Annotated in this window: 17 protein-coding genes; 6 read left to right on the top strand and 11 right to left on the bottom strand. The window is 75.6% G+C overall.

What is annotated here, in order from left to right; all coding sequences use genetic code 11:
• Positions 1-76 precede the first annotated feature (76 nt).
• Positions 77-898, bottom strand: coding sequence for a DUF1206 domain-containing protein (locus GA0070616_RS23035; RefSeq protein WP_091087121.1), 822 nt, complete (start codon positions 896-898; stop codon positions 77-79).
• A 51-nt stretch (positions 899-949) separates the two neighbouring features.
• Positions 950-1,315 (bottom strand): hypothetical protein, encoded by a 366-nt coding sequence (locus GA0070616_RS23030; RefSeq protein WP_091087117.1) that lies wholly within the window; start codon positions 1,313-1,315, stop codon positions 950-952.
• A gap of 75 nt (positions 1,316-1,390) precedes the next feature.
• On the opposite strand from GA0070616_RS23030, the gene GA0070616_RS23025 reads away from it, so the two are divergent.
• Positions 1,391-2,617, top strand: coding sequence for a cysteine desulfurase-like protein (locus GA0070616_RS23025; RefSeq protein WP_091087114.1), 1,227 nt, complete (start codon positions 1,391-1,393; stop codon positions 2,615-2,617).
• Complete coding sequence (locus tag GA0070616_RS23020) at positions 2,614-2,901, top strand: GNAT family N-acetyltransferase (RefSeq protein WP_091087110.1); 288 nt, start codon at positions 2,614-2,616, stop codon at positions 2,899-2,901. Before GA0070616_RS23025 ends, GA0070616_RS23020 begins: the two co-directional genes overlap by 4 nt.
• On the opposite strand, the gene GA0070616_RS23015 is transcribed toward GA0070616_RS23020, so the two are convergent.
• Positions 2,885-4,396, bottom strand: a complete 1,512-nt coding sequence (locus tag GA0070616_RS23015) for a glycoside hydrolase family 3 protein (RefSeq protein WP_091087107.1) — start codon at positions 4,394-4,396, stop codon at positions 2,885-2,887. The genes GA0070616_RS23020 and GA0070616_RS23015 overlap by 17 nt on opposite strands.
• A 139-nt stretch (positions 4,397-4,535) precedes the next feature.
• Between GA0070616_RS23015 and GA0070616_RS29240 the strand changes: the two genes are divergently transcribed.
• The 4 genes from GA0070616_RS29240 to GA0070616_RS23000 all read left to right on the top strand — a co-directional run bounded on the left by GA0070616_RS29240 (position 4,536) and on the right by GA0070616_RS23000 (position 8,128).
• Positions 4,536-4,658 (top strand): hypothetical protein, encoded by a 123-nt coding sequence (locus GA0070616_RS29240; RefSeq protein ID WP_281188355.1) that lies wholly within the window; start codon positions 4,536-4,538, stop codon positions 4,656-4,658.
• 116 nt (positions 4,659-4,774) lie between these two features.
• Positions 4,775-6,406: a RecQ family ATP-dependent DNA helicase gene (locus GA0070616_RS23010; protein ID WP_091087104.1), complete on the top strand. Its 1,632-nt coding sequence runs from the start codon at positions 4,775-4,777 to the stop codon at positions 6,404-6,406.
• A gap of 63 nt (positions 6,407-6,469) precedes the next feature.
• Positions 6,470-6,973, top strand: a complete 504-nt coding sequence (locus GA0070616_RS23005) for a hypothetical protein (protein WP_091087101.1) — start codon at positions 6,470-6,472, stop codon at positions 6,971-6,973.
• A gap of 111 nt (positions 6,974-7,084) precedes the next feature.
• On the top strand, positions 7,085-8,128 hold the full coding sequence (locus GA0070616_RS23000; protein ID WP_091087099.1) for an AraC-like ligand-binding domain-containing protein: 1,044 nt from the start codon (positions 7,085-7,087) through the stop codon (positions 8,126-8,128).
• A 117-nt stretch (positions 8,129-8,245) separates the two neighbouring features.
• On the opposite strand, the gene GA0070616_RS22995 is transcribed toward GA0070616_RS23000, so the two are convergent.
• The 8 genes from GA0070616_RS22995 to GA0070616_RS22960 are packed head-to-tail and all read right to left on the bottom strand — an operon-like array spanning position 8,246 to position 16,973.
• A complete protein-coding gene (locus tag GA0070616_RS22995; protein WP_091087096.1) occupies positions 8,246-9,229 on the bottom strand; it encodes a DNA topoisomerase IB in 984 nt (327 codons plus the stop codon).
• Between the two features lie 2 nt (positions 9,230-9,231).
• Positions 9,232-10,167: a glycosyltransferase family 9 protein gene (locus GA0070616_RS22990; RefSeq protein ID WP_091087092.1), complete on the bottom strand. Its 936-nt coding sequence runs from the start codon at positions 10,165-10,167 to the stop codon at positions 9,232-9,234.
• Positions 10,164-10,859: an SDR family oxidoreductase gene (locus GA0070616_RS22985; RefSeq protein ID WP_091087088.1), complete on the bottom strand. Its 696-nt coding sequence runs from the start codon at positions 10,857-10,859 to the stop codon at positions 10,164-10,166. Before GA0070616_RS22985 ends, GA0070616_RS22990 begins: the two co-directional genes overlap by 4 nt.
• Complete coding sequence (locus tag GA0070616_RS22980) at positions 10,856-12,385, bottom strand: PfkB family carbohydrate kinase (protein ID WP_091087084.1); 1,530 nt, start codon at positions 12,383-12,385, stop codon at positions 10,856-10,858. Before GA0070616_RS22980 ends, GA0070616_RS22985 begins: the two co-directional genes overlap by 4 nt.
• Before the next feature lie 10 nt (positions 12,386-12,395).
• Positions 12,396-13,079: a D-sedoheptulose-7-phosphate isomerase gene (locus GA0070616_RS22975; RefSeq protein WP_091091418.1), complete on the bottom strand. Its 684-nt coding sequence runs from the start codon at positions 13,077-13,079 to the stop codon at positions 12,396-12,398.
• Positions 13,076-14,293, bottom strand: coding sequence for a glycosyltransferase (locus GA0070616_RS22970; RefSeq protein WP_091087081.1), 1,218 nt, complete (start codon positions 14,291-14,293; stop codon positions 13,076-13,078). The genes GA0070616_RS22975 and GA0070616_RS22970 overlap by 4 nt, the downstream gene beginning before the upstream one ends.
• Entirely contained in the window at positions 14,278-15,255 is a 978-nt protein-coding gene (locus GA0070616_RS22965; protein WP_091087078.1) for a glycosyltransferase, read from the bottom strand. Before GA0070616_RS22965 ends, GA0070616_RS22970 begins: the two co-directional genes overlap by 16 nt.
• Positions 15,252-16,973, bottom strand: coding sequence for an HAD-IIIA family hydrolase (locus GA0070616_RS22960; protein WP_245713019.1), 1,722 nt, complete (start codon positions 16,971-16,973; stop codon positions 15,252-15,254). Before GA0070616_RS22960 ends, GA0070616_RS22965 begins: the two co-directional genes overlap by 4 nt.
• Between the last annotated feature and the right edge of the window lie 175 nt (positions 16,974-17,148).

Genomic DNA, 17,148 nt, shown 5'->3' with positions numbered 1-17,148 from the left:
TGCAGTGTCTCCCTCCGACGGCAGCGTAATCCGGGCAAAAGTGTAATCATGCGCGGATCAGCCTCCGCCGACCACCTCACACCTTGCGGTAGCGGGACTGGAGGAAGCAGTAGACACCGAAGGCGATGATGCCCAGGGCCACGATGGTGAGCAGGATCGTCCCGTAGGCCTGGTCCCTCAGGGTGTGCAGGGCGGCGTCCAGACCACGCGCCTTCTCCGGGTCGTAGGTGTAGGCGGCCAGGACGACCAGCAGCCCGGTGATGCCGAACGCCACGCCACGGGCGGCGTAGCCGGCCATGCCGAGCCGGCGCGCGAGCTTGCTGGTGTGCGCGTTCATCTCGCCGGTCTTGAGACGCCTCATGAACTTCTTCTTGAGGCCGTAGAAGATCATGCCGACGCCGAGCCCGGCGAGCGCGAGACCGGCCAGCCCGACCAGCCACCGGCCACCCGTGGATTCCATCAGCCGGGCGGTCAGTTGCTTGGACTGGCTGGCGCTGTCGGAGTTGGCGTCGGAGAAGACCTTCCAGGCCGTCCAGGCCAGCCACAGGTAGATGACCGTCCGGGCGGCGGAGAAGACCCGCTCCTTGACACGGTCCTTGCCCCGCTCGACGCGGTGGCCCACCGCCGCCTCCAGCGCCTGCCAGACGGCCATGGCGAGCATTCCGACGGCGATGGCGATGACGACGAACCTGCCCATCGGCTGCGCCGCGAGGGTACGCAGCGCGCCGGTCTGGTCCCCGTCGCTGGACGGGTTACCGAAGGCGATCTGCAACGCGAGCCAGCCGAACAGCAGATGGACGATGCCGTAGCCGATGAAGCCGGCACGGGCGAGGAGTTCGAGCCACCGGCTGTTGGCCGTGCGGGCGGCGGTGGCTTCGGCGTTCCGGGTGACAGACATGGCGCCTCAATCTCCGGATGGGGAGATTTCCAAACCCACCCCGCAGCCGCCTCAGCCGTTGGCGGTGCGCGCCACCCGGATCCTGACCTCGGTCTCGGTGACGCTGTCGAGGGTGACCGCGAGGCCGCCGACGTCGGCGGCCTGCTGGCCGACGGTGAGTGACAGCTGCTCGCCGGCCACCTCGACCGTCACCTGGTCACCGTCGGCACCGATCAACCGGGCCTCGACGCCGAGGATGTTGGCCCGGGCGTCCACGCCCCGGTCGAAGGTCACCGTGCAGGCGTCCAGCCCGCAGTCGGTGGAGGCGCCCTCCGAGCTGCAACCGGCGAGCAGGGCGGCACCGAGGGCCAGCCCGGCGAGCAGGCCGGCGGCGCGGCGGGTGGGGGTCCGGCGGGGGTCAACGCGTCGCATCGTCACGGGGCCAAGGGTACGAGACGCGCGCGACACCGCCACCGGGCGACATCGGCGGGGGCCGGGGTTAGGGTCGCCGTCATGCCGTTCGACGTCGCCCGTACCCGGGCCGCCTATCCCGCCCTGACCGAGGGCTTCGTCCACCTCGACGGTGCCGGGGGCACCCAGACCGCCGCGCCGGTGATCGACGCCGTCGCCGGGGCGATGCGTACCGCGCTGGGCAACCGCAGTGCCGCGAACCTGCCCGGTCGGCGGTCGTTGGAGCTGGTGGACGCCGCCCGTTCGGCGATCGCCGACCTGGTCGGCGGGCGACCGGAGGGCGTGGTGCTGGGGCCCAGCGCGACCGCGCTCACGTACACCCTGGCCCGGACCCTCGCCACGGCCTGGCGGCCGGGCGACGAGGTGGTGGTCTCCCGGCTGGACCACGACGCGAACGTGCGGCCGTGGGTGCAGGCGGCGCAGGCGTCCGGCGCGACGGTGCGCTGGGCTGAGGTCGACCTCGACACCGGCGAGCTGCCCGCCGACCAGTACGCCGACCTGGTCGGTGAGCGCACCCGGCTGGTCGCGGTGACCGCCGGCAGCAACGCGGTCGGCACCGTGCCGGACGTGGCCGCGATCGCCAAGGTCGCGCACGCGGCCGGCGCGCTGGTCTGTGTCGACGGGGTGCACTCGGTGCCGCACGGACCGACCGACCTGGCCGCGCTGGGCGCCGACGTCCTGGTCACCAGCGCCTACAAGTGGTCGGGTCCGCACCTGGCGGCGATGGTGGCCGACCCCGCGCTGTGGGCGGACCTGCGCCCGGCGAAGCTGCTGCCGGCGGCCGACACCGTGCCGGACCGCTTCGAGTACGGCACCCCGAGCTTCCCGCTGCTGGCCGGCGTGGCCGCCGCCGTCGACCACCTGGCCGGGCTGGACCCGGACGCGACCGGCGACCGGCGGACGCGGGTGCGCGCCGGGCTGGCCGCCGCCGGGGCGTACGAGCAGACGCTGCTGGCGCGCCTGCTGGCCGGGCTGGCCGCACGGCCTGCCGTCACGGTGCTGGGCGCCCCGGCCCGGCGCTGCCCGACGGTGTCGTTCCGGCTGGCCGGGCACTCCCCGGCGGCGACCCAGGCGGGGCTCGGCGCGGCGGGGGTGTGCCTCACCTCCGGCGACTACTACGCCTACGAGTTCTTCGAGGCGACGGGTCTGCGGGCCACCGGCGGGGCGGTGCGGGCCAGCATCTACCACTACAACACGGTCGAGGAGGTCGACCGGTTGCTCACCGAACTGGACCGGCTCGCCGCCGACGGGGGGACAATGGCCGGGTGAGCACCCTGGTCGAGGACAATCCCGCCAAGAACCGGTTCGAGATCCTGGTCGACGGGGCGCTGGGCGGGTTCACCGCCTACCTGCCGCGCGGCGAGGTGCTGGTCTTCACGCACACCGAGGTCGGGTCGGAGTTCCGCAACCTGGGTGTGGGCGCGGCGCTGATCCGCGCCACGCTGGACCAGGTTCGCGAGCGCGGCGGCCGGGTGGTGCCGCGGTGCCCGTTCATGGCCTCGTTCATCGACCGGCATCCGGAGTACGCCGAGCTGGTCACCACCCAGCCCTGACGGTGCCGCTGAGCAGTTCGGCGGCGGCCCGGGCACCGGCCCGGGTGGCTCCGTGGGTGGCCACGTGGCGTGCCCCGACGACCAGTTCCGGCACGCCCAGTTCGACGACGACGGCATCGGGACGGGCGGCCAGCGCCCGGACCACGGCGGCACGCATCCAGTCGTGCCGGTGCAGGTCCCGCACGACCAGCACGACGGGGCGGCCGGCGGCACCGGCGGTCGGGTCGGCCGGCACGCCGGAGCGGGCGTACCGCACGCAGGTGGTCGCGGGCAGCAGCGCGGCCAGCGGCTCCCCGATCCCCCAGGGCGTCTCCGCGCCGATGGCGATGTTGCGGGGCGGCTCGAACTCGACGACGTGCGCGGGGCCGGGCAGCGGCAGGGGCGGTGCGCCGGGGGCGGTGGTCACCCGGATGGCCCGCCGGGCGGCGGCCAGCCCGACGGCGGACGCCCCGGCCGGCGGGCCGCCGCGCGTGGGTCGCAGGTCGGCGCGGGCGGCGGCGCTCCAGGCGGCGAGTTCGCCGACGCGCTTGGCCGCCTCGGCGAGCCGTTCCTCGGGCAGGTCGCCGGAGACCACGGCGGCGACGACGGCGTCGCGCAGGTGCCGGGCGGTCTCCTCGTCGGCGTGCTCGCCGCCGACACAGATCGCGTCGGCCCCCGCCGCGAGCGCCCGGACGGTGGCCCCGGCGAGGCCGTAGCGGCCGGCCACGGCGCGCATCTCCACGGCGTCGGTGACGACGACGCCACCGAAGCCCAGTTCCTCACGCAGCAGGCCGCCGAGGACGGGTTCGCTGAGGGTGGCGGGCAGCGCCGGGTCCAGCGCCGGGACCAGCAGGTGGCCGGTCATGACGGCCTGCACCCCGGCGGCCACGGCGGCCCGGAAGGGGGCCAGTTCCACGGCGTCGAGGCGGGCCCGGTCGGCGGTGATGCGGGGCAGGTCGTGGTGGGAGTCGACGCGGGTGTCGCCGTGGCCGGGGAAGTGCTTGGCGCAGGCCGCCACGCCGCCGGCCTGGAGGCCGCGTACCCAGGCGGCGGTGTGCCGGGCGACCAGCGCGGGGTCGGCGCCGAAGGCGCGTACGCCGATCACCGGGTTGTCCGGATTGGAGTTGACGTCGGCGTCGGGCGCGTAGTCGAGGGTGATCCCGCAGGCGGCGAGTTCGGCGCCGAGGTCACGGGCGACCTCCTCGGTCAGCGTCGGATCGTCGATGACGCCGAGGGCGAAGTTGCCGGGCCGGGAGCTGCCCCGGACGGACTCGATCCGGGTGACGTCGCCGGCCTCCTCGTCGATGGCGACGACGACGTCGGGCCGTTCGGCGCGCAGGGCGGCGGTGAGCGCGGCGACCTGTTCGTGGTCGACGACGTTGCGGGCGAACAGCACCACCGAGCCGAGCCCTTCGCCGAGCCAGCGGCAGATCCAGGGCGGCGGGACCGTGCCGACGAACCCGGGCTGCAGGACGGCGGCGGCCAGCGCCGCGAGGTTGCCGATCGGTGCGCTCATGCGGTTGTCGTACCCCCGTCTCGTCCCGCCGCGGGCGGCCCGCCACCGGCGGCGGTGCTGACATGGTCACACCGCGCCACCCAATTAGTCAATAAACCTTACAGTTGCCCTCGCGGGGGTGGGCGGACAGAGTGCGGGCATGGACACCTCGCTGCTGGCCGACGCCACCTCCCCCGCCGACGTGCCCGGCGTCCGGCTGCTCGGGCTGGTGGTCGGCGGCCTGCTCCTGTTCGCCGCCATCCGCGCGATGTTCCGGCGCTGACCGCCCACCGCGTGGCCCACCACCGGCGCCGCCCCGCAACGTCGACCCGGCGGCGGGGGTGGCCGGGCCGGCCGCGTGGTTTCGCCGGTCGGGACAGGGGGTACCTGCGGCCCTCGATGAAGCTGACGACGGACTCCCGCAACCTGCGCCGCGCGGCGCGCAGCCTCTTCGGCTGGACCGCGCTGCGGCCCCACCAGCTCGCCGCCATGCGCGCCGTCATGAAGCGCCGCGACGCCCTGGTGGTGTTGCCCACCGGTGCGGGCAAGTCGGCGATCTACCAGATCCCGGCGAGCCTCATCCCGGGCCCGACCGTGGTGATCTCGCCGCTGCTCGCCCTGCAACAGGACCAGATCGCGGCGCTCAACGAACGACAGCGCCCCGAGCTGCGGGCCGTGCGGGTCAGTTCCGACGAGTCGCCCGCCCAGCAGGCGGAGGCGATCGCCGAGGTGGCCGAGGGCCGGGCCGAGTTCCTCTTCATCACCCCGGAGCAACTGGCCAACCCGGACCGGATGGCCGAGGTCAAGTCGCTGAAACCGGCCCTGGTGGCGATCGACGAGGCGCACTGCATCTCGGCCTGGGGGCACGACTTCCGGCCCGACTACCTGGCGCTCGGCCACCTCATCGAGGGCATCGGCCGGCCACCGGTGGTGGCGCTGACCGCCACCGCCTCCCCGCCGGTACGCGACGACATCGTCGCCCGGCTGCGGCTGCGCGAACCGGAGATCGTGGTCTCGGGCCTGGACCGGCCGAACCTCTTCCTCGAGGTGGCCCACTGCCCCACGGAGGACTACCGCTGGCGACGGCTGGTGGCGCTGCTGCGCGACGACGAGCGGCCCGGCATCATCTACGTACCCACCCGACGGGCGGCCGAGGAGCTGGCCGAGCGGCTGACCGCCGCCGGCCACCCGGCGCAGCACTACCACGGTGGGATGCCCACCGGCGCACGTCACGCGCTGCACGAGGCGTTCCTCGCCGACGAGGTACCGATCATGGTGGCCACGTCGGCCTTCGGCATGGGCATCGACAAGCCGAACATCGCCTGGGTGGTGCACATGGCGCTGCCCGACTCGCCGGACAGCTACTTCCAGGAGATCGGGCGGGCCGGCCGCGACGGGCAACCCGCCCGGGTGTTGCTGCTGTGGCAGGCGGAGGACGTCGGGTTGCAGCGCTACTTCAGCGGTGGCCTGCCGGTCGACACCGAGCTGCGGGACCTGGCCGCCCTGCTGCGACGCAAGCCGACCACGAAGAAGGAGCTGCGCGAGGTGACCGGCCTCGGCCCGCGCAAGCTCGGACAGTACCTGGCGCTGCTGGAGCAGGTCGGCGCGGCGGAACCCCGGGCGAGGCAGCGTGTCGGCGCACCCCGCTACTCCCCCACCCCCGTCGACGCGGCCGCCGCGGCGCTGGCCGAGGCGGAGCGGCAGCAGACCGTCACCCGTTCACGTACCGACATGATGCGCGCCTTCGCCGAGACCACCGCCTGTCGCGGGCAGACTCTGCTGGCCTACTTCGGCGAGCAGATGACCCAGATCTGCGGGCACTGCGACAACTGCCACGCCGGCACCAGCGTCGCCGCCGACGGCGCGGTCGGCCCGTTCCCGGTGCACAGCCAGGTCCGCCACCCGGAATGGGGGCACGGCCTGGTGCTCAGCTACGAGGACGACCGGATGACGGTTCTGTTCGACGAGGTCGGGTACAAGACGTTGTCGGTCAGCGTGGTGTCCGAACAGGGCCTGCTGACGCTGGACTAGCCTGGGGCGGCCCGGCACGGGGCGCGGGGCAGTGAACGTGGACGACGAGCAGGAGGCGTTGCCGTGATCGAACAGCCGGCGTACACCGATTTCGGTTTCACCGACGAGGAGTGGGGGCTGCTGGTCGGGCTACCGCAGTCGGTGCTGACCGCGGCGAGCGCCGCCGAGTCCGACGGCACCCGCCGCACCATGGCCGAGAACGCCGCCGGGCTGGAGACCATCTCCGCCGGCCGCGAGTCGGCCAGTCCGATCGTCGCCGCCGTCGCCGGGGAGATCGTGTCCCGGGTCGGCGACCCGGAGGCCGGCGAGGAACTGCCGGCCATCGAGCCGCCGGACCCGCGCGGGTACGCCGAGGACGTGCTGGGCCGGGCCGCGCAGGCGGCGACCCTGCTGGCCACGAAGGTGGACGAGGGCGAGGCCGGGGCGTACAAGCACTGGCTGGTCGACATCGCCGAGCAGGTGGTGGGCGCGGCGTCCAGCGGCGGCATCCTCGGCCTCGGCGGCGACGTGGTGAGCGACTCCGAGCGGCGTTTCCGCGACCGGCTCTCCCAGGTGCTCAACGACTGACCCAGCCCCGGGACGGCGTCGTAATTCTGGTGACGCACCGCTTCTGCTCGCCTACCGTCCGAGAGCGCCCCGTGCAGTCGACGGTGGCGTTACCGGCGACGGGGGGCGACGATGAACACGCTGCGGTACGAGACACTGGACACCAGGACGGTGCCGCCGGCCGACCGCTTCGCACTGTGGGTCGCCACGGCCAGCCAAGCCTCGGCTCCCACAGCGATCACCAGCGAGAACGCCCACGACTTCCGGGGCCGCGCCCGGCTGGTCACGGTCGGCGGCATCCAGTTGAGCCGGTTCCACTACCAGTCGTTGGTCTGCCGGCGCACCCCCACCCTGATCCGTCGGGCCGACCCCGAGGTCTACCAGGTGGCGCTGACCCTGGCCGGCGACAGCGCGATCAGCGCCCGCCGACGGGACACGGCCGTACCCGTCGGCGACTTCACCCTCATCGACTGGGGGCGGCCCCACGAGATCCAGCACGCCACCGAGCGGCACGGACGCCCGCCCGCCGCGCTGACCGTGACCGTTCCCCGCGCCCTGCTGCCCCTCGATCCCGACCGGGTCGACCAGCTCACCGCCGCCCGGCTGCCCGGCACGACGGGCCCCGGTGCGCTGCTGGCCCAGCACCTGCACCACCTCACCCGACACCCGGAACAGTTCCCCGAGGCCACCGGCCCACAGCTCGCCGACATCCTGCTCAGCCTGGTCTCCACGATGATCGCCACGCAGCTCGACGCGGAGGACCTGCTCCCGGCCGAGATCCGGCAGCAGGCGCTGCGGACCCGGATCCGCAACTTCGTCGACCGGAACCTCTCCGATCCCGACCTCGCCCCGCGGGCCGTGGCCGACGCCCACCACATCTCCGTGCGTACCCTGCACCGCCTGTTCGCCGCCGAAGGCGAGTCGGTGGCCGGACTGATCCGGCAGCGCCGGCTGCGCCGCTGCCGCATCGACCTGGCCGACCCCGCATGGCGGCACCAACCCGTGCACCGGATCGCGCGGCGGTGGGGTTTCCCCGATCCCGCGCACTTCAGCCGGGTGTTCCGCGCCGCCCACGGGATGGGGCCCCAGGCATACCGGGACCTGCACACCGGGTCGGGCGTGGCACGCATCGACAACCCGACGGCGCCCCCGGTCAACCTTCCGGCGGCAGACTGACAGCCGACGCGGTCGACCACCTGCGCCATGGTGCGTCAGGTCGCCCGCGAACGGGGGCCGTGGCGAGCGTCCGCCGCAAGGGTGCGGCGGGCGACCGCCCGGTGCGTGACGCGCCGGTCAGGATTCCTCCAGCAGTTCCAGCACCACCCGCTCCGCCGTCTCGCGGGGCGTGCCGGCGGTGACCGGCGCGACCACCCCGTCGTGGAACAGGTCGACCACCCTCGGGTCCACGTAGGACGTCCGGGCCACGGTGGGGGTGTTGCCGAGCAGCTCCGCCACCTGACGCATCACCCCCGCCACGGCCCGCCGGCGGGCCGTGGCCGACCGGGCCGTCCCCGCCCCGGCCAGCTCCGTGGCCGCCAGCACCGTGGCGTGCCAGGTCCGGAAGTCCTTGGCGGTCATCTCCCCGCCGCTGGCCTCCCGCAGGTAGTCGTTGATCTCGTCGCTGCGCACGTCGCGCCAGTCCCGCCCGTCCCAGTAGCCGAACAGTCGCTGCGCCGTGCCGCGCCGCCGGCGCAGGTTGGTCAGCACCTGGCACAGCTCCGGATCCTCGATCCGCCGGACCTGCTCCACGCCCCCCTTGGCCGGGAACTCGAAGACCACGCAGCCGGCGCGGGAGCGGGCGTGCTCGGGTCGCAGCGTCGCGACGCCGTAGGTGGGGTCGTCGCCGACGGCGTACTGGTCGCTGCCGACGCGGAACGTGCCCATGTCGAGCAGCCGGGTCACCGTGGCCAGCACCCGTTCCCGGCGCAACCCCCGGCCGGTCAGGTCGCGGCTGACCCGGTCGCGCAGCACCGGCAACCTGCGGGCCACCTCCAGCACGTGGTCGAACTTCGCCTCGTCCCGCTTGCGACGCCACTGCGGGTGGTACAGGTACTGCTTGCGTCCCGCCGCGTCGACGCCCGTGGCCTGGATGTGACCGTTCGGGTACGGCGAGATCCACACGTCCCGCCAGGCCGGCGGGATCACCAGCTCCCTCAGCCGGGTGAGCTGGTCCGGGTCGCGGACCGGCTCGCCGTGCGGGTCCAGGAACGTCCAGCCCCTGCCCCGCCGGCGTCGGCCGTACCCCGGCCCGCCCGGATCGCTGCGCCGTAGCCGCACGGTCAGACCCGCACCGTTCGTTCCACCTCGTCCACGGCGGCCACCACCCGGTCCACCCCGACCGCCGCCACCGTGGGATGGCTGCCCACCCCGTCCCAGCCGGGTTCGCTCGCCGGCCCGGCCCAGAGCACCCGGTGCCACGGCCGGTCCGGCGGCGGGCCCCACAGCTCCGGCGGGACCGGCCCGAACAGCACCACCGAGGGGGTGCCGTAGGCGGTGGCCAGGTGCGCCACGCCGGTGTCGGCGCTGACCACCAGGCGGGCGTCCGCGACCAGGGCGGCCAGGCCGCCCAGGTCCGTGCGACCCGCCAGCACCGCCCCGGGCGGCAGCCCCGCGTCCCGGGCCACCCGCGCGGCGACGGCCCGCTCGTCGGCGGTGCCGGTGAGCACCACCCGGTGCCCCCGGTCGGTCAGTGCCCGGGCCAGCGCGGCGAACCGGTCGGCCGGCCAGCGCTTCGCCGGCTCCTTCGAGCCGGGATGCAGCACGCTCACCCCGGTCGGCAGTGCCACCGGCGGGGGCCGGCGCAGACCCAGGTCGGTCGGGTCGGCGACGATCCCGTACGCGCCGAGCAGCCGGCACCACCGGTCCACCTCGTGTTCGTCGTCGCGCCACATCGGACCGTCCGCGTGGCCGGCACCGGGATGGGCGAAGGCGAGCAGCCGTGCCGGCCGGGTGGCGGCCAGCAGACGGTGGGACCGTGGACCGCGCCCGTGCAGGTTGACGGCGACCTCGGGGGGCCGACCGGGCCGGGGCACCCGGCCCAGCCCGTCGGTGGGCAGCAGCCGGTCCACGCCACCGACCAGGTCCACCAGCGGGGCGAGCCAGCGCGGCGCCGCCAGCACCAGTTCCCGGTGCGGGTGGGCGGCGCGCAGGGCACGCAGGGCGGGTACGGCGGTGGCGAGGTCACCCACGCCGAGGGCGCGCAGCACGAGAATCACGGGTAGGAGGTCTCCTGCTCGGCGCAGACCACCATCTCGCGGACAGCGCAACCGGGTGGCTGGGACAGGGCGAACATGACGGCGGCGGCGGTGTCGGCGGGGTCGTTGAGGGCGGCGTCCGGGCCCGGCCGGTACTGCGGGTCCCGCTCGTCGAAGAAGTGGGTGCGCATGCCGCCGGGGACGAGCAGGGTGACGCCGACGGTGCCGGCGAGTTCGGCGGCGAGGGCGCGGGTGAACCCGACCACCCCGAACTTGGCGGCACAGTAGGCGGTGGCGTCGCCGACCGCCTTCATCCCCAGCGTGGACGCCACCGTCACCACCGTACCGTGGCTGGCGGCCAGGAACGGCAGCGCCGCGCGGACGACAGCCGCGGTGCCGAGCAGGTTCACCGCGACGATCCGGTCCCAGGTCTCGCCGGGCAGGTCCGCCAGCGGCGCGGGCACGTCCGTACCGGCGGCCGTGACCACCGCGTGCAGACCACCGGCCCGCTCGGCGAGCTGGCGGGTGGCCGCCTCGGCGGCACGGGTGTCCGACAGGTCGCACTCGACCCACGCCACCCCGTCGGCGGGGGCCTGCCGGTCCAGCACCAGCGGCCGGCCCCCGGCGGCGGCGACCGCAGCGACCACCGCCGCGCCCAACCCGCTCGACCCGCCGGTCACCAGGACGGTGCGGCCGACTCCCGGCGCGTTCACCGCACCGGCCTGTCGTCCGCGACGGCGGTGCCGGCCAGCAGCGGCGACGGCCCGGGCGGCGGCGGGTCCGCGCCGACGGTCGATGCGACCGCGCAGGCGTCGCCGGAGCGTCCACCGGCCGAGCGGGCCGCCGCGATCATGTCGGTGGTGGACCGCCCGTCGAGGTACGGCACCACGACGGTGTGCCCGCCCCAGCGACGCAGCACCTCGACCTCCGGCAGGGCCGAGCCGGCACCGCCCGTGGCGTAGTCTCCGCCCTTGACCCAGATGTCGGGGCGCAGCCAGGACAGGGCCGCCACCGGGGTGGGCTCGTCGAAGATCATGACGGCGTCGACGCAGCTCAGGGCCGCGAGCAGGCGACTGCGGTCACCCTGGTTCATGACCGGCCGTTCGGGACCCTTCAGTCCGGCCACGCTGGCATCGGAGTTGAGGCAGACGACCAGGCAGTCGCCGAGCTGCCGGGCGGCCTGCAGGGTCGCCACGTGCCCGGCGTGCAGCAGGTCGAAGCAGCCTCCGGTGGCGACGACCGTGCCACCTCCGGCCCGGATCCGGGCCACCACCGCCGCAGCCGCCGCCACCCCGACCCGGTCCCCGGCCGCCCCCGCGTGCACGGTCACCGGTGCCGGTCGCACCGGCGGCGGCAACGCGGTGGCCACTCCCCCGTCGGCCACGTACGCGGACGCCTCCGCGACCGCCTCCTGGACGGCCTCCGACACCAGCGCCCCCCGTGCCAGGGCCAGGCTGGCGGTGGCGGCGAACCGGTCACCCGCCCCGCAGGTGTCCCCCTCGGCGGTCACCGGGGCCGGCACCACCAGCGGTGTCGATCCCGAGTGGCACAGCAGCGCACCGTCGCCGCCCAGGGTCACCGCCACCGCGCCGGCCCGCCAGCGCTCCCGCAGCCGCTGCGCCCCCCGGGCGGCGGTGGCCACGCGGGTCGCCCCCGTCGGTGCCTCCACGAGTTCCCGCACCTCCGACTCGTTCGGCGTGACCAGGCGCACCCCGGGTGTCGCGGCGGGGCCCCGCGGATGGGGATCCCAGACCACCGGGGCGCGGGTCGCCGCCAGCGCGGCCCGCAGCACGGGCTGCCGGGCCACCCCCCGCCCGTAGTCGCTGACCAGCACGGCGGACGCACCGGCGACCGCCCGCAGCACCGCCTCGGCCGGCGCACCGGGCGTACCCGCCGGGCCGCCCCGGTCGTGGCGCAGCAGCACCCGCCCCCGGGCCCGCAGCCGGACCTTCTCCGGCGTCGCCCCCGCCAGCCCGAGCGCGTACACCTGCACCCCGGCGGCGGTGAGCAGGGCGCTGAGCCGGGCCCCACCGGCGTCGTCGGCCAGCCCGGTCACCAGCACCACCTCGGCGCCCTGCGCCGCCGCGAACACCGCCGCCAGGCCCGCCCCGCCGGGCCGGTCGACGTGCGCCGTCTCGTCGAGCACGGGCACCGGGGAGTCCGGACAGAGCCGGTTCACCACCCCCTCGACGTCACGGTCGAGCAGGGTGTCGCCGACCACCACCACGGGTCCCCTCACGCTGTCCTCCTCACGCCTCGACCGGGCGACCGGCCCCGCCGTCCAGCACCACCTCGACCCCGGTGCGCACCGGCCCGGCCGGCGCGGCGGGCACCGCCGGCACGGCCTGCGGGTCGGGTCCGGCCGGCAGGGCCGCCTCCACGTACTCGCAGAGGAGGTGGCTGGAGACCAGGTGCAGCTCCTGGACGACCTGACTGTCCGGGGAGTCCACCGCGAGGGCCTCGTGGCAGGCGTCGGCGAGGGGGTTGGGGGTGGGGCCGGTGAGGGCCCAGCAACGCAGCCCGGCCTCCCGACCCGCGCGGGCGGCGGCGAGCAGGTTGCCGCTGGCGCCGCTGGTCGACAGCAGCAGCAGCACGTCGCCGGGGCGGCCGTGGGCCCGCACCTGTCTGGCGTAGACCTCGTCGTAGCCGTAGTCGTTGCCGATGGCGGTCACCGCGGAGGTCTCGGCGTGCAGGGCGATGGCCGACAGTGGCCGGCGGTCCTCGCGCAGCTTGCCCACCAGTTCGGCGGTCAGGTGCTGTGCCTCGGCGGCACTGCCGCCGTTGCCCGCCACCAGCAGCCGCCCACCGGCGGTCAGCCGCTCGGCGAGCGTCGTGCCCCACCGCACCAGCAGGTCGGCGTGCCGCCGGTACGGCAGCAGGGCGGCGGCCAGGTTCGCCAGGTGGGTCTCCAGCAGGGTGTCCGCCGCCATCAGGCCACCACCCGCGTCGGCCGACGCACCGACGCCACCTCGTCGTACACCTCGGCCAGCCGCTCCGCCGTCACCGCCCACGAGTAGCGCTCACGGGCCCGGCGGCGGGCCGCGTCCGCGTAGGCGAAACGTCGGATCCGGTCGTCGAGCAGCCGCTGGACGGCGGTGCCCAGGGCCCGCGGATCCCGGGCCGGCACCAGGTCCCCGGTCACCCCGGGCACGACGGTGTCGCGCAGCCCGCCCACCGCCGTGCCGACCACCGGCACACCGCACGCCATCGCCTCCAGCGGGGTCAGCCCGAACGGCTCGTACCAGGGCGCGGCCACCAGCACGTCGGCCGAGCGGTACCAGCGGCCCATCTCCTCGCGGGGCACCGCCCCGACCAGACGGACCCGGTCGGCGACGCCGCAGGTGCCGGCCAGGGCCCGCAGCCGGCGGGCGTACGGGTCGGTCTCCAGCAGCCCGGCGGGCGGGCCGCCCACCACCACGCACTCGGCGCCGGGCACGTACGCCATCGCCCGGATCACGGTCTGGAAGCCCTTGCGTTCCACCAGGCGGCCCACGGTGAGGATCCGGGCCGACCCGGGTTCCCGCTCGGCGGCGGGGCCCAGCGGCGCGAAGGTGCCCAGGTTGACCCCCGACGGCACGACCGTCATCCGCGACCGGGGCACCCCGAGACGCACCAGTTCGCCCACCTCGTCGGAGCACTGGGCGATCACCCGGTCCACCGCGCGACCCAACTCCCGCTCGTAGCCGATCCGGCGGGCCGGGCTGGTGTCCTGCACGCCCTGGTGCCGGCGCTTGACCACCCCCAGGGCGTGGTAGGTCTGCACGACCGGCACGCCGGTCTGCCGGCTGGCGGCGAGGGCGGCCAGCCCGCTCATCCAGAAGTGCGCGTGGATCACCTCGGGCGACCAGTCCCCGCCCCGCCACCGGTCCACCAACCACCGGCTGAACTCCCGCATGTGCGGCAGCAGCGCGTCCTTGACCATCGGTTCGGCCGGCCCGGCCGGGACGTGCACCACCTCGTACCCGCCGGGGGCCCGGACGGTCACCGGCAGGTCGACGGCGTCGCGGCGGGTGTAGACCCGCACCTCGTGTCCGGCGGCCGCGAGCGCGGCGGAGAGCTCGGCGACGTGCGTGTTCTGCCCGCCGGCGTCCTCGCCGCCCAGGATCGCGAGAGGGCTGGCGTGCTCCGAGATCATCGCGATGCGCATACTTCCTCCTCCAGCAGCCGGTCCCAGTCGGTGAGGAAACGGTCGAGGCCGTACCGGTCGCGGGCGGCGACCCGGGCCCGCTCGCCGGCGGCGCGGGCGGCCTGCGGGTCGGCGACGAAACGGGCGGCGGCGCTCAGCAGGGCGTCGGTGCGGGTGTCCAGCGCGCCGGCGTCCGACGGCACGGCCATCACCGCCTCGGTGGCGGCCAGCGCGACGACCGGCATGCCGATGGCCATGGCCTCGACGAGGCTGAGGCCCAGCGAGGTCCACCGGCACAGGTGCAGGTACGCCCGCCGCCTGGCCAACTCGGCGTGCATCCGGTGCTGGGGCACGTCGTCGTGGCTGGTCAGCCGGTCCGGTGGCAGGCCCAGGTGCTCGGCCAGCCCGGCGACCCCGAGACCGAAGACGTCCAGCGGAGCGATCTCGGCGAACCGGGGCAGCAGGTCGGTGCCGGTGACCCGCCACCGGCGTACCGGCTCGTTGACGACCACGGCGAGCCGGTCCAGTTCCCCGGTGTACGACGCCGCCGGCGCGACGATGCCGTGGTCGACGACGGTGGTGCGGGTCGTCCCGGTGTCCCAGAACAGTTGGTTGAAGGCGGTGACGTGGACGACGAGCAGGTCGTCGCGGTCGGCCAGCGGGTGGCGGCTGTTCGGGACGTCGCCGTCCTTGGGGGTGTTGTGCTCGACGTAGATCGCGGGCAGGTCGCGGCCGGGCCGGCGGCCGAGCCACTCGGCGGCCAGGTCGATCTCCTCCGGTCGTTGCAGGACGACCAGGTCGACGTCGGCGGTGCGCAGGTGCTGCGGGGTGACCTCGGTGGCGCTGTCCGGCCAGGGGTACGTGCGGGCTCGGCCCAGGCCCCAGGGGCCACGGTCCGGGGTGACCGGCACCAGGTACCGGTGCTTGCCGTGCACGAACGCGGTGGTCCAGGAGCCGTGCACGTGCCAGAGCAGGATGTTCATCGACCGCCACCGCCGCTGGTCACGGTCGCCCCGCCGACGCTGCCCACGCGGGCCACCGCCGGGGCCACGGACCGCACCACGACGGCCGGGGTCGGCGTCCCGGCCGGCGGTACGCCCAACAGTCGCAGCGCGTCGAGGACCTCCTCCGGGTCGATCCCGCTCACGCACGGGTGGCCGGGCACGGGGCACCGGGCGGCCCGGGTTCCCCGGCAGGCGGCGGTGGCGTCGCCCAGGCGGACCGTCGGCACCCGCCACGGGCCCCACTGCCCGAACGGAACGGTCGGTGCGAACAGGCTGACCACCGGCGTCCCGTACGCGGCGGCCAGGTGCGCCGGTCCGGTGTTGCCGACGACCACCGCTCCCGCGCCGGCCACGACGGCGGCCAGCTCCGCCAGCCCGGTCCGGCCGCCCAGGTCCACGGCGTGGGAGCCGGCGACCCGGCCGGTCAACTCCCGTTCGTCCGGGCCGCCGGTGACGACCACCCGGTGCCCGGCGGCGACCAGCGTCCGGGCGATCCGCTCGGCCAGCTCGGGCGGGCAGCCCCGGGCCTCGGCGGCGGAGCCGGGGTGCAGCACCACGTAGCCGGGTCCGCCCGTCTCGGGTGGCGGCGGCGCCGCCGGCCGCAGCCGCAGGGCGGTGCCGTCGTCGGCAGGCGGTGGGTAGCCGGCGGCGGCGGCCAGCGAGAGGGCCCGTTCGGGCTCGGGCACACCGACCGGGACGCGGTGGCGCACGTCGAGGAGGGCACCCGGGTAGTCGTCGCTGATCGCGGCGACGCGGGTGACGCCGGCCAGGCGCAGGAGCAGGGCCAGGGGCAGTGCCGACTGGTGGTAGGAGGTGAAGACCACCGCCTCGTCGGCGCCGACGGCGGCGAGCCGCTCGGTGAGGGCCCCCATCTCGGCGGGGTCGACGGGGTCGGGGGCCGGGTCGATCCAGGGCAGCCGGTGGGTGATGATCTCGTCGACGTCGGGCAGCAGTTCGGCGGCGGCCCGGCCGCGCGGCCCGCACAGCAGCACCACCCGGCCGGCACCGGCGGCGACGGCGCGGATACCCGGCCCGGTGACCAGGACGTCCCCGGCGGAGTCGGACCGCACGACGAGCACCGTCCGGCCGGGTACGCCACGGGACGCGCCGCCACGCCCGTCCCCCGGGGGACGGGCGGCGGGCAGGTGGGTGGCGGGATCCACCGCCGCCTGCCGGCGCAGGATCTGGGTCACCGCCGCCGGCAGGTCGGCGGCGACGTGCGGGGCGGCGGCGATCTCCGTGGCGCGGGTGACCGGGGTGGGCACCAGGACGCCCGACGCCCCGGCGGCCAGGGCGGCGGTCATGTCCCGCCCGATGTCCCCGACCACCAGGCACCGGGTGGGCACCGTGCCCAGCGTGCGGGCGGCGGCGTGCACCAGTCCCGGCAGCGGCTTGCGGCAGGCACAGCCGTCCCCGTCGTCGTGCGGGCACACCAGCCACGCGTCGAACCGGCCGAGCAACTGCTCGATCCGGTCGTGCACCGCCCGCATGTCCGACTCGGTGAACAGGCCCCTGGCCAGGCCGGACTGGTTGGTCACCACCGCCAGCCGCAGGCCCGCCGCGCGCAGCCGGTCCAGTGCCGCCCGCGCCCCCGGGACCGGACGCACCCGGCCCGGGTCGCCGTTGTACGGCACGTCCTCGACCAGCGTGCCGTCCCGGTCGAACAGCACCGCGTCGAACAGGACAGGGCCGACCAGGCCGGCGCAACCCCCGGCTGACCTGCGCTGATCCGGTTTCCCCTGGTCCTGTCGCACGGGCGGCGGGTTCCCTGCGCCCCGGGGAGTAAACGTCGCCGCGACGCGCCCCGGCGCTGCCCGCGTTCGGCGGCGTCACCGTAGCCCCGGGTGCGTTACCCGGCGCTGCGGAGAAGCT

The organism is Micromonospora nigra, from assembly GCF_900091585.1.
In the GTDB taxonomy this organism is placed as follows: domain Bacteria; phylum Actinomycetota; class Actinomycetes; order Mycobacteriales; family Micromonosporaceae; genus Micromonospora; species Micromonospora nigra.
This window is presented reverse-complemented; position numbering and strand designations above follow the sequence as displayed.

Excerpts from the sequence above, each read along its gene's own strand:
- GA0070616_RS23025 (WP_091087114.1), top strand. The coding sequence starts at position 1,391 with ATGCCGTTCGACGTCGCCCGTACCCGGGCCGCCTATCCCGCCCTGACC.
- GA0070616_RS23000 (WP_091087099.1), top strand. The coding sequence starts at position 7,085 with ATGAACACGCTGCGGTACGAGACACTGGACACCAGGACGGTGCCGCCG.
- GA0070616_RS23010 (WP_091087104.1), top strand. The coding sequence starts at position 4,775 with ATGAAGCTGACGACGGACTCCCGCAACCTGCGCCGCGCGGCGCGCAGC.
- GA0070616_RS23015 (WP_091087107.1), bottom strand. The coding sequence starts at position 4,396 with ATGAGCGCACCGATCGGCAACCTCGCGGCGCTGGCCGCCGCCGTCCTG.
- GA0070616_RS23035 (WP_091087121.1), bottom strand. The coding sequence starts at position 898 with ATGTCTGTCACCCGGAACGCCGAAGCCACCGCCGCCCGCACGGCCAAC.
- GA0070616_RS29240 (WP_281188355.1), top strand. The coding sequence starts at position 4,536 with ATGGACACCTCGCTGCTGGCCGACGCCACCTCCCCCGCCGACGTGCCC.
- GA0070616_RS22970 (WP_091087081.1), bottom strand. The coding sequence starts at position 14,293 with ATGCGCATCGCGATGATCTCGGAGCACGCCAGCCCTCTCGCGATCCTG.
- GA0070616_RS22965 (WP_091087078.1), bottom strand. The coding sequence starts at position 15,255 with ATGAACATCCTGCTCTGGCACGTGCACGGCTCCTGGACCACCGCGTTC.